The following is a 15,129-nucleotide window of genomic DNA, read 5'->3' on the forward strand; positions in this document are numbered from 1 at the left end:
GCCGACGTCACGGTAGACCTGCCGCCTCCGGCCCGTACGGGTGGCCGGTCAGTGACCGACCATCGCCTGCGCGAACGCCGACAGCCTCGCGCCCGCCGCCTCGCCGAGCCCGCTCAGCGCCGCGAGCTGCTCGTCGGTGAGCACGACGTCGGCGGCCGCGACGTTCTCGGCCAGGTGTGTACGGCGTGTCGTACCCGGGATCGCGTGCACGTCGTCGCCCTGCGCGAGCACCCAGGCGATGGCCACCTGGGCAGGCGTGCACCCGGCCGCCCCGGCGATGTCGCGGATCCGGTCGACCAGGGCCAGGTTGTGATCGAGGTTGCCGTCGGCGAACCGCGGATGGCTCAACCGGTTGTCGCCCTCGGCCAGGCCCGCCGTCGACCGGATCGCGCCGGTGAGCAGCCCGCGCCCGACCGGGGAGTACGCCACGATCCGGATGCCCAGCTCCCGGCACACCGGCCTCACCTCCTCCTCGATGTCACGGCTGAACAGCGAATACTCGATCTGCAGGGCGCTGATCGGGTGCACCGCGTGTGCCCGCCGGATCGTCTGCGCACCGACCTCCGACAGCCCGAGGTGGCGTACCTTGCCCTGCTGGACCAGGTCGGCCATCGCCGCGACGGTGTCCTCGATCGGGACCTCGGGATTGCGGCGGTGCAGGTAGAACAGGTCGATCACGTCGACGCCGAGGCGGCGCAGGGAGTCCTCGCAGGACTGCCGGGCCCAGCCGGGACTGGAGTCGACCCGGTGCACCCCGCCGTCGCGGCGGATGGCGAACTTGGTGGCGAGGAACACCCGGTCCCGGTTGCCGGGCAGGAAACGCGCCAGCAGCTGCTCGTTGCGGCCGTCGCCGTAGGACGCCGACGTGTCGAAGTGCGTCACGCCCAGCTCCAGCGCCCGGTGCAGGGTCGCCAGCGACTCATCCTGGTCGGCGGGGCCGTAGTTGGTGCTCATGCCCATGCAGCCAAGGCCGAGCGCCGGGATCGCCGGGCCGGCCGGGTCAATCAGTCTGTTCAGCATGCAGGTGCCCCCGATATCTGGTGATCTTCCGGTCGATGACGGCCAGGTCGCGCTGCAGCTCGCTGATCTGGCGCAGCACCGTCGTACGGTGCTGTTCCAGCAGCTCCAGACGCTCCCGGCGGTTGTGCGTGCCCGCGCGGACCAGCGCGACGTAGCGGACCATCTCCCGCACGGGCATGCCGGTCGCGCGCATCTTGGTCAGCAGGTCGAGCCGCTCGACGTCGCGCAGCCGGTAGCGGCGGCGGCCCGCGTGGTCGCGCGGGATCGGGTCGAGCAGGCCGACCTGCTCGTACCAGCGCAATGTGTACGCCGTCAGTCCGGTCTTGTCCGCGACCTCGCCGACCGTGAGCCCATCCGCCATGCCGCCCAGCCTCGCAGTTAGAGCACACTCGAAGTCAAGCGGCGTCGTCACGGGATGCGGGTTCTAGGCGTGGTAGCCGTCCAGGCGGGACAGGACGTAGAGCATGATCTCGTCGGTGCCGCCGCCGATCGACCAGACAGGGCTGTCCCGGAAGAAGCGGGCGGTCCACATCTCCTCCATGTACCCGACGGCTCCGTGAAACTGCAGGCAGGTCGCGGCGATCTCCCGCGCCAGGCGTCCGGCCTGCAGTTTTCCGACCGTCGCGAAACGGTCCACGTCCTCGCCGCGCATGTACGCCTCCGCGGCCGCGTAGTTGTACTGCCGCAGCATGTCCAGTCGCGCGCTCAGCTCTGCCAGCGTGAAGCCGAGGTGCTGGTTGTCGATCAGGGGTCTGCCGAAGGCGTGGCGCACCTTCAGGTAGTCCGCGGTCCTGGTCAGAGCAGTCTCCATGGCGCCGACCGCGATGTAGCCCAGCGCGAGGCGCTCGTTCTGGAACTGGCTCATCTGCTGGTAGAAGCCCAGGCCGGGCGTACCGATCGTGTTGCTCGCCGGAACTCTCAGGTCGGTGAACGTCAGTTCCGCGGTGTCGGAGGAGCGCATGCCGAGCTTGTCGAGCCTGCGCTGGACCTGAAAGCCCGGTGTGTCCGTCGGGACGACGATCTGGGACAGGCCGCCGTAGCCGGGCTCGTCGGACGTGCGGGCCAGCAGGCAGATCCAGTCCGCCTGGGTGCCGTTGGTGACGTAGTGCTTCGAGCCGTTGATCACCCAGTCGTCGCCGTCGCGCACCGCCCGGGTGCGCAGGGCCGTCACGTCCGAGCCCGCGTCGGGTTCGGTGACCGCGACCGAGCAGACCGCCTCGCCGTTCAGCGCCGGGACCAGGTAGCGCTGTTTGAGTTCGTCGCTGCCGAAGTGGTGCAGCGACGGGGTCGCCATGTCTGTCTGGACAGCGATGCCCAGGGCCACTCCCGCCGGTCCGACGCGGCCGAGCTCCTCGTGCAAAACCACCGTGCAGAGGTGGTCCGCGCCCTGGCCGCCGTATGCCGGGTCGTACTCCAGACCGAGCAGGCCGAGCGCGGCCATCTTGGCGAACAGTTCGTGTGCGGGGAAGCTGCCGTTCGCCTCCCATGCGACGGTGTACGGCCCGATCTCCTTCTCGGCGAAGTCCCGGACCAGCCTGCGCAGCATGTGGTGCTCATCGCTGAAGGCGACCATCTTCCACTCCGGATACTGGTGTTCAGAGGCGGGCGAGCAGTTTGGGGGTGTAGAGGGCGTCGACGGACACGATCCCGGCGACCATGTCGAGGTAGGTCGCCGTCAGTTCTGGGTCAGACCGCACGATTCGCAGCAGGGCGAGGCGCTGCTCGTTGAACGGAGCCAGCCGGGCGACGCCGAGCGTGGCCTGGTAGCCGCCGGCCATCGTCGCGTCCCGCTGCCCGGCGAACCGGGCCAGGGCCGCGTCCAGCGCGCAGGGATCGCCGCCCAGCACGTTTCCTATCTCCCCAGCCAGGCTCTCCACCTGCTGGAACGCGTCACTGATGCCGCGTGCGGTGATGGAGTCCTTGTGATGGCCGGCGTCACCGACGAGCACCCAGCCGGGTCCGGTCGCCTGCCGGAAGAAGTTCTGCTGGTCGCCGCTGCCGTAAAGGCGCTCGGCGGGCTCGGCGCTGCGCAGCCGCTCGTACAGGGCGGGCGCGGTGACGCGTATCTGCTCATCGTAGGCACGGCTCGGGTCGGCGCGGATCTGGCCGAAACGGGACTGCGGGGAGTACGCCAGCACCAGCGTCAGCGCGTCGTTGGTGGGCAGGGCGGCCACCCAGCCGCCGGGCCGCTCGTACAGTTCCACGGCGTCGGTCGGCGCATCGGACCAGTACGTGTAGTACGCGCAGGTCATCAGCGGGTCCTGGACCTCGACCGGCGCCGCCACCAGCTTGGCGACAGTGGAGCGCATCCCGTCCGCGCCGATCACCAGCCGCGCGTGTTCGGTGAAGGCCCGGTCCCCGTGCCTGCCCTCGACGCCGACGACCCGGCCCGTGTCGTCGCGCAGCAGGCCGGTCACCCGGCAGTGCTCGCGGAACTCGGCACCGGCCGCGACCGCCGCGTCCACCAGCAGCGCGTCCAGGACCCGCCGCCGAGGGGCGTATTTCGCGCGCTGTCCCGCCACGCCGCCGGCGTAGCCGTCGATGCGGATGTCGGCGACCTCGTAGACGGTTCGCGCCACCGGCGGGCAGCCCGACGCGCGGACGTGCTCCAGCACCCCCCAGCGGGCCAGCGCGGCGACTCCGGGCTGGTGGAGCAGGTGCGTGGAGAGGGTGTCGGAGCCGTACGCCGACCGGTCGAGCAGGAGCACCCGGTGGCCCGCGCGCGCCAGCAGCAGCGCGGTCGGCGCACCGGCGCAGCGCGCCCCGACCACGATCGCGTCATACATGCGGCTTCCTCACCGCGAACGAGTGGGCCGGCCTGGCGTCGGCCGCGAGCCGCCGCCTGTCGATCTTCCCGGTCGCCGTGATCGGCAGCTGATCGACGACCGCCCAGAGGCCGGGGACCATGTACGAGGGCAGCTCGTCCCGCAGGCGGTCTCTCAGGTCGACCGGTGTGATCGCCGAACCCGGTGTCAGCCGGACCGCGGCGACGAGCCTCTTGTCGAGGCTGTCGCCGTCGGTGACGGTCACGAACGCCTCCTCGACCCCGTCCTGGGCGAGCAGCGACGCTCTGATCGCGTGGGGCTCGATCCGGAAGCCGCGGATCTTGACCTGGTCGTCTGCCCGTCCCAGGAACTGCAGCCGCCTGGCCGCGTCGATGCGGACCAGGTCACCGGTGCGGTACAGGCGTTCCGGCACGTCCGGCGAGAAGTAGCCGAACACCCGGTCCGTCTCGGCTTCGTCGTCGACGTATCCGGCGGCCAGGCCGTCGCCGGCGGCGTACAGTTCCCCGACGGCCCCGGGCGTCAGCAGCCTGCCGCGTCGGTCCAGCACGTAGATCCGGGTACCGGGAACGGGTCTGCCGATGGGGATCGGCCCGTCGATGCTGTCGGGGTCGCGGAGCGAGTGGTACGTCGTGAAGACGGTGTTCTCCGTAGGGCCGTAGCCGTTCGTGACGACCAGGCCGGGGTTGTTCGTCAGCGCGTTCCTGACGTGTTCGTGGGGCACCACGTCCCCACCGACCAGCAGGTGCCGCAGGCTCGCCAGGGACGGCCCGGCGAGTTCCTGAACGAGCCCGAACAGCCCGGCGGTGAGCCAGGCGACGGTGATCCGGCGCTCCGCGAGGTGGGCGCCTATCTCACTGGGGAACAGCGCGTCCGGTGGGCAGATCTCCAGGGTCGCACCCGTCAGCAGGGTGGCCCATATCTCCAGCGTGGAGGCGTCGAAGGCGAGTGGCGCCAGCCGGAGGCAGCGCTCGCCGGGGCCCAGCGCCAGATACGGGCTGTCATGGACGAACCGGATCACGCCACGGTGCGGGATCGCGACGCCTTTCGGCTCGCCGGTCGAGCCCGAGGTGAAGGCGAGGTAGGCCAGCCGGGCCGGGTCGGGCTGGGCCGGGGGTGCCGCCTGGCCGCCGCCCTTCCAGCCGGGCTGCCACGCGCTGACCGTCGGGACACCGTAGGGGGCGAGCTGGCCCGCCGCGTCGTCGGTCACGATCGCGGCGGCCGGTGACGCCTTGGCCAGCACCTTCGCGGTGTGCGACGCGGGCTGGCTCAGATCGACCCCGCAGTAGGTGGCGCCCGTCCAGAGCGTGCCCAGCACGGCCACCACCTCCGCCACCGACCGGGGCACACCGACCAGCACCGTGTCGCCTTCGGCGACGCCGGCCGCGCGCAGCAGGTGGGCCTGTTCAGCCGCGGCGACGGCCAGTTCGGCGTACGTCAGCACCGACTCCGCGTCGCGCACCGCCAACGCGGTGGGCCAGCGGCCGGCGGCCTCGCGAAAGAGCTCGTCCACGGAGGAGTCAGGAAAGACCTGCCCGGTGTCGTTGATCGCTTCGAGGATCTTCAGCGAGGAGGCGGAGATGCATCGGACATCCGCCAGGGTCACGTCGGCGCTCCCCGCCGTGGAGGCTCTGGCGAGCTGTTCCACCGCCGCCAGGAAGTCCAGGACGAATCTCTGCGCCTCGCCGTCCTCCCACACGCCTGCCGCGCAGTCGAGGTATCCATCGGTGTGGTTCAGCCGTACAGCGAGGAGGTGACGCTCGCCGGAGTGCTTCACGTCCAGCGGTGCGTCGACTCCACCGGCGGGATACGCGTGTCGGCCCAGGCTCAGGGTCAGCGATTCGTGTACGCCACGGATGAAGGCCTCCGGCGTCAGGTCGTCGTCGATGTCGACGAGCACCGCGACCGGGTCGGGATGACCGACGTCGACCACGACGGCACCGACCCCGGTGAGCCTGGACAGGGTGAGACAGAACGCGCCCACGAGCAGGCAGGACGGCGACACGTGGAGCGTCTGCGACCGCTGCCGCACTGACGCCGCGATCTCGGCGGACAACATGATCGGGTATCGGCTGACGCGAGTGCCGCCATCATGCGGACAACGGGATTCCATCAGTCCGCCACACGGTCCTTGTCCATCAGCCGGCCGAGCAGCGCGGCCTGCTTTCTCATCGTGGGAGCCCGGAGGACGTCGACGGCCCTGATCGTGACTCCGGAGGCCTTCTCCATCCTGCCGATGAGAGAGATGAGGACGAACGAGTCGCCGCCTGAGTCGAAGAAGCTGGAGTCGATGTCGGGAGTGTCGTAGCCGAGAGTCTGTTGCCAAGCCGAACGGACGAGACTGATGAGCTGAGCGTGATCCTCGACCCGTACGGTGTCGTCGTGAGAGCTTGTCGCGTCGACCATTGTCTGCACATGCCCAATCGGTTGTCGTTCACTGCGGAGGGTTTTCCGGGTCGCGTCAGGCGACGGTCGTGCCGGTTCTGACGGCGTCCAGCACGTTGCGCATGTCCGCGAGCAGCGCGGGCTCTGCGGATTTGAGGAAGAAGTGCCCGCCGGGCAGCACCCGGAACCGGAACCCGCCGCGCGTCATGTCCGCCCAGCCCCGCATCTCCTCCGGTGCCAGTTCCGGGTCCTCGTCACCGGCGTACGCGTAGATCGGGCACGCGAGCGGCGGCCGCGACCCGCCGGAGTAGCCCCCCACCAGGTGGTAGTCGCCGCGGACGGCGGGCAGCACGGCCTCCCGCAACATCGGGTCGGCGAAGGCCGCGGCACGGTTCGCGTCCAGGGTCCTGACGTGCGCGATGATGTCCTCGTCAGTGCTGGGGACGGTGCTACGACCGGCCAGCGCGTGCGGCGGCCGGGTGCCCGACACGCACAGGGCGGCCGGCGGGCTCCCCTGTTCCTGCAGGCGCAGCGCCACCTCGTGCGCCACGGTGGCCCCGAAGCAGTGCCCGAACAGCACCACCGGTTGCCGTGCCAGTTCGCCGAGCGCGCCGGCGATGTCGTCGGCGAGGGCTTCCAGCCGGGGCGGAATCGGATCGTCGAACCGCTCCTCCCGGCCCGGATAGCGGACGGCCATCACGCCGATGTCCGGCGGCAACCCCTCCGGCCAGGTGCGATACTCCCCCGCGACAGCACCGGCGTGGGGAAAGCAGATCACCTTGGTTTCGCCGTCGTCGCTGTCTCGAAAGCGGCGCAACCAGCGCCCGTCCGGCGGTCCCGTCATCGCATGGCCCATTGCTCCGGCACTGGTGGTGTCCATGCCTGATGTCCTCCCAGGGCTGCCCAGCCGGGCATCCATCGACGCCCGCCGCTATAAGACCCTGGCATCCGGCCCGTGCGCAGCGCATCTTCCTAAGTGCTTTCTCGATGCGCTGAAATGCGTTCGTGAGTCGCCCGCGGATGAACCCGCGACAAGCTCAGGACAGCAGCCGTATGGCACGCGGCAACGCCTCATTCACCAACGCGCATGGTCCCGTCGACAATCCGCCCCGCTTCCGGTCGCAGGCTGGCCGTCGGCCTCAGGGCACGGTCCTGACCTGGGTGGCGCCCCGCCAGCATCTCGAACCGGGTGAGCCCGAACAACACCGTCAAGGTGTGGGTATACCGCCAGAGCCCGGCCGCCACGACAGCGAAGTACGGCGGCACCGGGGCTCAGTACTACGGCGACCAGCTCTACGGAGGCAACGCCACCGTGTGCGTGGTCGGCGAGGTGACCACCCCGTCCGGCACCAAGTACACCAGCACCGCGCTCTGCGCCTGACCTCGTACACCGCAGCGGTGCCGCCGACCCCGGCACCGCTGCGCGCGCCAGCCGGGTCATCCGGCACCATGGGCACCGATCTTGAGCGGCCCCGGCTGACGTGTCCGCGCCGGCGAAAGGAGATCGGATGGGCTCCACCCGCGTCACGGTGTGTCTGCCCGCGCACCGGCGCAACGAGGTCGAGGCCGCCATCGCGGACGCGCTCGCACCGTTCGAGGCGATGCAGGGCCATCCGGACGAGCGGGATATCTGGGACTCGTGGACCATCCGTGGCGGCAGTGACGGCTGGGGATTCTGGATCCGCCCCGGAGCAGAGGACGACCCCTGGCTGCTACACGATGCGCCACGGTACGACGGCGAGCCGCTGCCCAGCAGGCAGGGCCGGTGCGCCGGCGGCCCGGTCGGGCTGCTGAACCTGACCGGGGCACGTGACCACGCCGTCGGCCTGGCGGACGACATGTGTGATCTCTGGGAGCAGCTGTCGGCGCGGTATGTCCCGCCCCGGCCACTGGAGACCTTCGGCGAGGTCAGTGTCCTCACCCTGTTCGACGACATCGCGGCGCAGCGGCGCGGTTACGAGCTCCAGCCGATCGTCAAGCAGTTCCTGGCCGTCCATCCGTGGGACCAGCTCGATACGGTGCTGGGCTACCGGGACGACCTGACCCGGCTGTTCGCCAGCGGTCGCGATGAGATCCTGGCCACCGCCGCCCTGCTCGCGGGGCAGCGGAGCGACCTGCTCACGCTGGACGGCTGGTGGGTCCAGCGGGACGGCCGGGCGACGCACGGCAGCTGCGACACCCACGAGAGCTGCACGCATCGTGCCGACATGCCCACTCATCCGGGCGACCTGGTGCCCATCCTGGCCGCACTCCCCGACGACGTGATCGTCGTCGGTGTGCAGTGCCACACCTGACAGCTGAGGCTGACCCGTCTCGGGTCGGCCAGAACGTCCGGAAACGAGTGTCGGCACCGCGTCCACCGGCCACCAGTACGCCGGATCTGGGCACCCTGGTGCCGCCCAGACCGGCGGCACCAGGGGATTCGTCAGCTCAGCGGTTCGATCCAGATGTTGCGGAAGCGGGGGTTCGCGCCCGGGTCGCCGTGGTCCTGCAGGCCTATGGAGCCGGGTGTCGGCCCTTCGGGCTGGCCGTTGCCGGTGGGACCGTTGACAGCGACGTTGTTGTGCACGACGACGCCGTTCCACACCACGGTGATTCTGGCGTCTTCGGTCTTCGTACCCGTCGCGTTGAACCGCGCGGCGCGGAACGTGATGTCGAACGTCTGCCAGGTGTTCGGTGCGGTGGCCATGTTCCGGTCAGGGGCGCGCTTGAGGTAGATGGCACCGGCCTCGTTGTTGGCCAGGGTGGTGTCACCGTACGAATCCAGCACCTGGATCTCGTAGCGTTCCTGGAGGTAGAACCCGCTGTTGCCGCGGGCCTGCCCGGTGACGTCTGCCGGGTAGACGGGTTGCAGCCACTCGCCGTGCAGCTTGAAGTCGCCGAACTTCGCCCTGGTGCGGATGTTGCCGCCCAGCGACTCCATCGATCCTCCGGACACCGGCCAGGCCGCCTGGCTGCCGTCCGCGTTCTCCCACGAAGCCAGACCCGTACCGTCGAACAGCGAGATACGGGGCACCGGAGTGACGACCAGCTGGTCGAGGTTGCTGCCGTTGGCACCGGTCGTGGTCGCACGGATCTTGACCTGCCCCGCCGGCAGCGTCGTGGTCAGTGACGCGGTTCGCCAGGTCGTCCACGCCCCTGTCGGCGGGAACGGGAAGGCCGGGCTGACCGCCGTGCCGTTGACCGCGATGGCCAGCGGGCGGTCGACGGTCTTGCCGTTGGCGTAGCGGAAGGCCAGCGCGTGGGCTCCGGCGGTCGGCACGTTGACCGTCCACTCGACGTACCCGCCGGTGTTGGCCGCGTCGGCGTAGTCGGCGTAGCCGGTTCCGGTGTACCCGGCATGTTCGGTCCCGACGGTCGCGCTGCTGAGCGCCGCCTGCTCGGCCTGATAGGTGACGCCGGGCAGCGCGTTGAGGGTGTACCAGGCCTCGGTGCTCCACAGGGACTGCCCGGACGCCGCGCTGAACGGCCGTGGCGAGTGGACGTGCACGACGCGTCCGGCTTCCAGGCCGTTGATGCGCAGCGTGACCTTCCTGCCGTCGGCCGACGGGATGGCCGACGTGACGCCCAGCGTTTCGAGATCGACTTTCGGGCCGCCGTAGGACGAGGTCGGGGTGTAACGCCACTGCTGGACGCGGTACCGCGAGGTCAGGGAGCTCAGTGTGGCGGCCGACAGCGGCTGGGTGTACTCGAGTTCGAAGCCGCCGGCCACCGCCCGCATCGCCAGGATGTCGAAGGCGCTGCTGCCGCTGGGGGTCAGCTTCTGCAGCCCGTAACGGAGTTTGCCCTGCTGGCGCCAGTTGCTGCTGGCGCGTTCGTCGCCGATGCCGCCCGCGTAGATCGCGCCGTCGGGGCCGAGGGTGAGGCGGCTGATGCCGGCCTCCAGGCCTTGGGCGAAGCGGAAGACCGCGCCCTGGTACTCGCCGTTGACCTTCTCCAGGTATCCGCGCTGGATGCCGCCGTAGGTGACGTCACCGAACAGCATCTGCCCGGCGAACAGGCCCTGGGTGAGCATGATCGGGGTGCTGGGCGAGTTCGCGATCTCGTTGTGCGGCAGCCACAGGACCGGCTGGGTGACGGCGCTGGTGTCGAACGGACCGGCCGGGTCGTTGTAGTGGTTGAAGAACCGGCCCGGCTTGAGCTGGATCAGCTTGTTGGCCGACAGCCAGTCGCCCTGGTTGTCGGTGACGAAGATCCCGCCTTCGGGACCCCAGCCCATGCCGTTGGGCGTACGCAGTCCGCTGGCCGTGTACTCGACCTGGCCGGTCGCCTTGTTCACCTTGATCGCGGTGCCGCGGTTGGCGGCGAGCTGCGGTCGGGTGGTACGCCCGCCGGGGGTGATCTGCACCGACAGGTTGAGGTAGAAGTAGCCGTCCTTGTACAGCAGGCCGAACGCGAACTCGTGGTAGGTCCCGCCGAAGGGCCAGGTCGCCACGGTGCGCTTGGTGTCGATGATCTCGTCGCCGTTGGTGTCGTTCAGTTCGACCAGCCGGGACCGTTCCGTGACGTACAGCTTGCCGTCGACGTACTTGATGCCCATCGGGTCCTGCATGCCGGTGGCGATCCTCTTCACCGTCACCTGCGCGGCGGAGGTGGTGCCGGTGACGTTGCCCAGCAGGTAGACCTCGCCGAGCGGCTGGGTGGTGCCGTAGTCGCCGCCCCAGGTGGTGATGGCCAGCCGGTTGTCGGGCAGCCAGTCCATGCCGGTGACCTTGGGCTGGAAGCCGCTGGGGCGCAGGTCGGTCAGGGTGTAGTTGGGGTGTACGGCGTTCAGGGGCAGCCCGTCGCCGGGGGCGTCGCCGCCTTCGACGCATTCCTTGGCCCCCGGCGCGGTCACCCGCGTGACGCCGGATTCGGTGCTCAGCGCGGTGGTCGGCACGACGGCGAACGCGGTGGCGCCCGGTGGCTGCCACTCCAGTTTGAGCACCTGCCCACCGGTGTTGTCGAAGTGCTCGATGCGCAGCTTGTGGTAGCCGGCCGTCAGGTCGACGGTGCCGTCCTTCGAGGACGTGCCGTGCACGCCGTCGTGGTTGATGACGGTCGTGAAGGTGCTGTCGGAGTCGTCGTTGTCGACGACGGTGCTCTTGTCGATGCGCAGGCGGGAGCCGTCGTCGCTGGTGAGCCGGAAGGCGTACGTGCCGGCGGTGGTGATGTTGATGTTCGCGACGACCTGGGTGAGGAAGCTGTCGGCGATGCCGAAGTCGGCCAGGGTCGACCAGTTGACCAGCGGCATCAGCTTGTCGAAGTTGGGCGTCTGCCCCGGTTTGAGGGTGCACAGCCCGGTCAGCGCGGTGCTGAGGCTGTAGGTGCGCAGGGTGACGCCGGGATCCTGCGGGGGGATCGCGGCCTGTGCGGCCGCGGGCACGGACATGGGCAGCAGCACCAGACTCAGCCCCAGGGCGAGGGCTGGGGCCCGGCGGCGGCGGGCGGTTTGCGGGACGGTGGGAGAACTCATGGCGATCCTTCTCGCGATCGCACCCGGGCGCAGCGCACGCGCAGGCCCGGATGTCGGGTGGGTCAGGCGGGTCGCCTGACGCAGGTGGGACGTGCGCCGCCACGTCGCGTTCTCAAGGACTTCGCTGCTGTCGCCTCGTGAAACACCTCCGGGAGTCGGCCTCGTACATCGACACGTTGACGTTCATCTACGCGGGACATTAGCGTCTAGCCACCGTCGGGAAAACCCTTTCCCGACTTTTCAGCCGAGGCACGACCGACGACCAGGAGCCGCGCGATGACGACCCCGGAACCGGCCAGCAGCGCCACGATCGCGCTGGACGAGATCGCCCCCAAGCAGTGTTCCTGCGGCACCACCCGGCGGGCGTTCGTGCAGGAGTCCGCCGGTGCGGTGAGCGTCCACCTGCTGCAGGTCGACCGGGCGGTCACCCACCACCACCGGATCGCGACCGAGGTGTACGTGATCCTCGACGGGGTCGGCGAGGTGGAGCTCGACGGCGTACGCCATCCGGCGAAGCCGATGTCGGCGTTCCTGATCCCGCCCGGCACCCGGCACCGGGCGCTGGGTGACCTGCGGGCCCTGGTGGTCTGCCTGCCCGCTGCGAACGACGCCGATGAATACTTCGACTGAGTCGGGCGCCCCGGGCATGGTGCCACTGCCCGGCGGGGTCGGCGTCTCGCAGCTGCGGGTGTACGGCACCACCGCGCCCGACGGCCTGGTCGGCGGCACCCCGCACCTGCACCTGTGCTGCACCGAGGCGTACGTGGTGCAGGCCGGGGCGGGCACGGTCCAGACGCTGACGATGAGCGGGTTCGAGCAGACGGTGTTGCGGCCCGGCACGGTGGTCTGGTTCACGCCGGGCACCATTCACCGGCTGGTCAACCACGGCGGCCTGGAGATCACCGTGTTGATGCAGAACAGCGGGCTGCCGGAGGCCGGCGACGCGGTGCTGACGTTTCCTCCCGCGGTGCTGGCCGACCCGCAGCGGTATGCCGCGGCAGCCACCCTGCCCGGTGGCGGGGCTCCCGATGACGTCCCGCCCTCCGACGGCGCACCCAGCGCTACGCTGGCCGCCGCGTACGCCCGGCGTGATCTCGCGGTGCTCGGGTTCGAGCGGTTGCGGGCGGCGGCCGACGCCGGTGACTTCGGGCCGCTGCAGGACTTTCACCGGGCGGCCGCCCGGCTGGTGGCGCCGCACCTGCCGCGCTGGCGGGAGCGGTTCGCCGCCGGGGCGCTGCGGGCGGCGCAGGACACCGCCGCCCAGCTCGACGCGCTGGCCGCAGGGCGGTCCGAGCATCTGGCCGCCGCCACGGTGCGGGGCTTCGCCGTGCCCGGCGAGCAGGGGCGGCACGGTATGTGCGGGCTGCTGAACACGTATCCGATCCGGTGACGGTTCGGACCGCTCAGCGATCCTGCAAACATTCCATGTAAATATGTAAAGATCTTCAGGGCAGCCCTTGCCTCATGGACGCCATCCTCTCTACTGTCCGTTAATCGGAAAGCGCTTCCCGGCAATCGCCAGGCAACTTTCCGTCCGCCCGGGAGGAGCCTTCGTGCGCCAAGGATCAGCAAGTGGATCAACCGTCGGCAGCGCGGCAGCGCGCACGGCCGGTCAACCCACGCTGGCCCTGCGGACCAAGGTCCGGCCGCTGACCCGGCTGGTCCGGTTCGGCGATGTGCTGTGGCGGCCCGCGCTGCTGCTGGGCATCGTGTTCGCGGGGTGGTGGGCGCTGTCGGAGAGCGGCTCCGTCCCGCACTACCTGGTGCCGACCCCGGCGCAGGTGTGGGCGACGATGGTCGAGAAGCGGGCGTTCCTCTGGCTGAACACCTACGTCACGCTCTACGAGACCGTCATCGGCTTCGTGCTGGCCGTGGTGTTCGGCCTGCTCACCGCCGTCCTGATCGCCTACTCCCGCACCATGGAGCGGGCGCTCTACCCGATAGTCCTGTTCGCCCAGGTCATTCCCAAGATCGCCATCGCTCCACTGCTGATCGTCTGGTTCGGCTTCGGCCTCGCCCCGAAGATCATTCTCGCGGTGCTGATCGCGTTCTTCCCGGTGGTCATCTCCGGGGTGGCCGGGCTGCGGTCCACCGATCCCGAACTGGTGGACCTGTCCAAGACCATGGGCGCGAGCCCCTGGCAGACCTTCCGGAAGATCAGATTCCCCAACGCCCTGCCGCACCTGATGGCCGGGATAAAGGTGGCCGTCACCCTCGCGGTGGTGGGCGCCGTGGTCGGCGAGTTCGTCGGCGCGAACGAAGGCCTGGGATACGTGCTCCTGCTTGCCAACGGCAACCTCGACTCGGCCCTGCTGTTCGCCGACCTGTTCCTGATGTCACTGATCGGCATCGTGCTGTTCGCGATCGTCGAGGTGGCCGAGGCAGCACTCATCCCCTGGCACGCCAGCAGGCGCTCCGGGGTCCCGCTCACCACATCCTGACGGGGATCAGCCTCCCGTCGCCGCGTTAGGAGGACCAACCACATGAGAAGACTTCCCCTGCTGGCAGCCGCGTCCGCGCTGCTGCTGGCCGCCGGGGCCTGCGCACCGGGCACCAACGACCAGCCCGCCGCGCCCGGCGAGAACAAGAAGGTCACGCTGACCCTCAACTGGGTCCCGTACGGCGAGCACGCGCCGTTCTACTACGGCCTCGACAAGGGCTTCTACCAGGCCGAGGGCATCGATCTGACGATCAAGGCAGGCGGCGGCTCCGGCAAGACCATCCAGGCCGTGGCCCAGCAGCAGACCGAGTTCGGCTGGGCCGACACTCCGCCGCTGCTCAAGGCCATCACCACCGGGATGAAGGTGAAGAGCGTCGGTGTGTTCCTGCAGAAGGGGCCCTCGTCGGTGGAGTTCCTGTCCGACAAGAACATCACGAAGATCAGCGACCTCAAGGGCAAGACCGTCGGCGGCACACCGGGTGACGCGATGTATGCGACCTTCCCCGCGCTGCTCAAGGCCAACGGCGTCGACCCGGCCGAGGTGAAGGTCGTCAACGTCGACGCGGCCGGCAAGATCGCCGCGCTGGCCGAGGGCAAGGTCGACGCGATCCAGGGCTTCTTCCACGACCAGGCCCCGACCATCGAGGCCAAGACCGGCAAAAAGGTCGACCACCTGCTGTTCGCCGACTTCGGGCTCAACCTGCTCGGCACCGGCCTGGTCGTGCACGACGACACGCTGGCCAAGGACCCGGAGCTGGTGAAGGCCTTCGTCCGGGCCACCCAGAAGTCCTGGGCCGAGGCGGCCAAGGACATCCCCGCCGCGGCCGCCGCGATGGAGAAACTCGCCGAGAACGAACCCGCCAAGGACGTCCTGGTCAAGCAGCTGACGCTGTGCCTGCCACTGGTCGACGCGGCAGCGCCGGGCGTCAACGCCGAAGCCAAGTGGACCGAGACCATCGACCTGATGACCAAGCACGCCGAGCTGAAGGACCCGGGCGCGCCGAGCAAGTACTGGTCCGGCACGTACGCGGCGAAGGGCTGACCCG

General features: G+C 69.8%; 14 protein-coding genes. 6 read left to right on the forward strand and 8 right to left on the reverse strand.

What is annotated here, in order from left to right; genetic code table 11:
- Positions 1-48: 48 nt before the first annotated feature.
- The 7 genes from HAV40_RS03710 to HAV40_RS03740 all read right to left on the reverse strand — a co-directional run bounded on the left by HAV40_RS03710 (position 49) and on the right by HAV40_RS03740 (position 7,068).
- Complete coding sequence (locus tag HAV40_RS03710; protein WP_166378960.1) at positions 49-1,020, reverse strand: aldo/keto reductase; 972 nt, start codon at positions 1,018-1,020, stop codon at positions 49-51.
- Positions 1,001-1,381, reverse strand: coding sequence for a MerR family transcriptional regulator (locus HAV40_RS03715; protein WP_166378962.1), 381 nt, complete (start codon positions 1,379-1,381; stop codon positions 1,001-1,003). The genes HAV40_RS03710 and HAV40_RS03715 overlap by 20 nt, the downstream gene beginning before the upstream one ends.
- 63 nt (positions 1,382-1,444) lie before the next feature.
- Entirely contained in the window at positions 1,445-2,593 is a 1,149-nt protein-coding gene (locus tag HAV40_RS03720) for an acyl-CoA dehydrogenase family protein (RefSeq protein WP_166378964.1), read from the reverse strand.
- Between the two features lie 22 nt (positions 2,594-2,615).
- Positions 2,616-3,806, reverse strand: coding sequence for an FAD-dependent oxidoreductase (locus HAV40_RS03725; RefSeq protein WP_166378966.1), 1,191 nt, complete (start codon positions 3,804-3,806; stop codon positions 2,616-2,618).
- On the reverse strand, positions 3,799-5,859 hold the full coding sequence (locus tag HAV40_RS03730; protein WP_203671635.1) for an amino acid adenylation domain-containing protein: 2,061 nt from the start codon (positions 5,857-5,859) through the stop codon (positions 3,799-3,801). The genes HAV40_RS03725 and HAV40_RS03730 overlap by 8 nt, the downstream gene beginning before the upstream one ends.
- 56 nt (positions 5,860-5,915) lie before the next feature.
- Entirely contained in the window at positions 5,916-6,209 is a 294-nt protein-coding gene (locus HAV40_RS03735; protein ID WP_166378970.1) for an acyl carrier protein, read from the reverse strand.
- Between the two features lie 55 nt (positions 6,210-6,264).
- A complete protein-coding gene (locus HAV40_RS03740; RefSeq protein ID WP_240935347.1) occupies positions 6,265-7,068 on the reverse strand; it encodes a thioesterase II family protein in 804 nt (267 codons plus the stop codon).
- A gap of 309 nt (positions 7,069-7,377) precedes the next feature.
- On the opposite strand from HAV40_RS03740, the gene HAV40_RS03745 reads away from it, so the two are divergent.
- Positions 7,378-7,569 (forward strand): hypothetical protein, encoded by a 192-nt coding sequence (locus HAV40_RS03745; RefSeq protein ID WP_166378972.1) that lies wholly within the window; start codon positions 7,378-7,380, stop codon positions 7,567-7,569.
- A gap of 127 nt (positions 7,570-7,696) precedes the next feature.
- On the forward strand, positions 7,697-8,482 hold the full coding sequence (locus tag HAV40_RS03750) for a hypothetical protein (RefSeq protein ID WP_166378974.1): 786 nt from the start codon (positions 7,697-7,699) through the stop codon (positions 8,480-8,482).
- Positions 8,483-8,613: 131 nt separating this feature from the next.
- Here the strand turns inward: HAV40_RS03750 and HAV40_RS03755 are convergent, their stop codons facing one another.
- Positions 8,614-11,643 (reverse strand): 3-keto-alpha-glucoside-1,2-lyase-like domain-containing protein, encoded by a 3,030-nt coding sequence (locus HAV40_RS03755; RefSeq protein ID WP_166378976.1) that lies wholly within the window; start codon positions 11,641-11,643, stop codon positions 8,614-8,616.
- A 276-nt stretch (positions 11,644-11,919) separates the two neighbouring features.
- Here HAV40_RS03755 and HAV40_RS03760 point away from each other — a divergent pair, with 276 nt between their 5' ends.
- From HAV40_RS03760 to HAV40_RS03775, 4 genes are all read left to right on the forward strand, one after another.
- Positions 11,920-12,273, forward strand: coding sequence for a cupin domain-containing protein (locus HAV40_RS03760; protein WP_166378978.1), 354 nt, complete (start codon positions 11,920-11,922; stop codon positions 12,271-12,273).
- The gene (locus HAV40_RS03765; protein WP_239086706.1) at positions 12,257-13,033 is read left to right on the forward strand and encodes a cupin domain-containing protein; all 777 of its coding nucleotides are present in this window, start codon (positions 12,257-12,259) and stop codon (positions 13,031-13,033) included. Before HAV40_RS03760 ends, HAV40_RS03765 begins: the two co-directional genes overlap by 17 nt.
- Before the next feature lie 163 nt (positions 13,034-13,196).
- Entirely contained in the window at positions 13,197-14,084 is an 888-nt protein-coding gene (locus HAV40_RS03770; protein WP_239086712.1) for an ABC transporter permease, read from the forward strand.
- A 42-nt stretch (positions 14,085-14,126) separates the two neighbouring features.
- Positions 14,127-15,125 (forward strand): ABC transporter substrate-binding protein, encoded by a 999-nt coding sequence (locus HAV40_RS03775; RefSeq protein ID WP_166378980.1) that lies wholly within the window; start codon positions 14,127-14,129, stop codon positions 15,123-15,125.
- The last annotated feature ends 4 nt before the right edge of the window (positions 15,126-15,129 follow it).

The organism is Catellatospora methionotrophica (genome assembly GCF_011297335.1).
Lineage (GTDB): Bacteria > Actinomycetota > Actinomycetes > Mycobacteriales > Micromonosporaceae > Catellatospora > Catellatospora methionotrophica.

What these genes read in the sequence shown, in the direction of transcription:
- HAV40_RS03750 (WP_166378974.1), top strand. Translation starts at nt 7,697, where the DNA reads ATGGGCTCCACCCGCGTCACGGTGTGTCTGCCCGCGCACCGGCGCAAC.
- HAV40_RS03715 (WP_166378962.1), bottom strand. Translation starts at nt 1,381, where the DNA reads ATGGCGGATGGGCTCACGGTCGGCGAGGTCGCGGACAAGACCGGACTG.
- HAV40_RS03775 (WP_166378980.1), top strand. Translation starts at nt 14,127, where the DNA reads ATGAGAAGACTTCCCCTGCTGGCAGCCGCGTCCGCGCTGCTGCTGGCC.
- HAV40_RS03755 (WP_166378976.1), bottom strand. Translation starts at nt 11,643, where the DNA reads ATGAGTTCTCCCACCGTCCCGCAAACCGCCCGCCGCCGCCGGGCCCCA.
- HAV40_RS03720 (WP_166378964.1), bottom strand. Translation starts at nt 2,593, where the DNA reads ATGGTCGCCTTCAGCGATGAGCACCACATGCTGCGCAGGCTGGTCCGG.
- HAV40_RS03760 (WP_166378978.1), top strand. Translation starts at nt 11,920, where the DNA reads ATGACGACCCCGGAACCGGCCAGCAGCGCCACGATCGCGCTGGACGAG.
- HAV40_RS03735 (WP_166378970.1), bottom strand. Translation starts at nt 6,209, where the DNA reads ATGGTCGACGCGACAAGCTCTCACGACGACACCGTACGGGTCGAGGAT.
- HAV40_RS03725 (WP_166378966.1), bottom strand. Translation starts at nt 3,806, where the DNA reads ATGTATGACGCGATCGTGGTCGGGGCGCGCTGCGCCGGTGCGCCGACC.
- HAV40_RS03765 (WP_239086706.1), top strand. Translation starts at nt 12,257, where the DNA reads ATGAATACTTCGACTGAGTCGGGCGCCCCGGGCATGGTGCCACTGCCC.
- HAV40_RS03710 (WP_166378960.1), bottom strand. Translation starts at nt 1,020, where the DNA reads ATGCTGAACAGACTGATTGACCCGGCCGGCCCGGCGATCCCGGCGCTC.
- HAV40_RS03740 (WP_240935347.1), bottom strand. Translation starts at nt 7,068, where the DNA reads ATGGACACCACCAGTGCCGGAGCAATGGGCCATGCGATGACGGGACCG.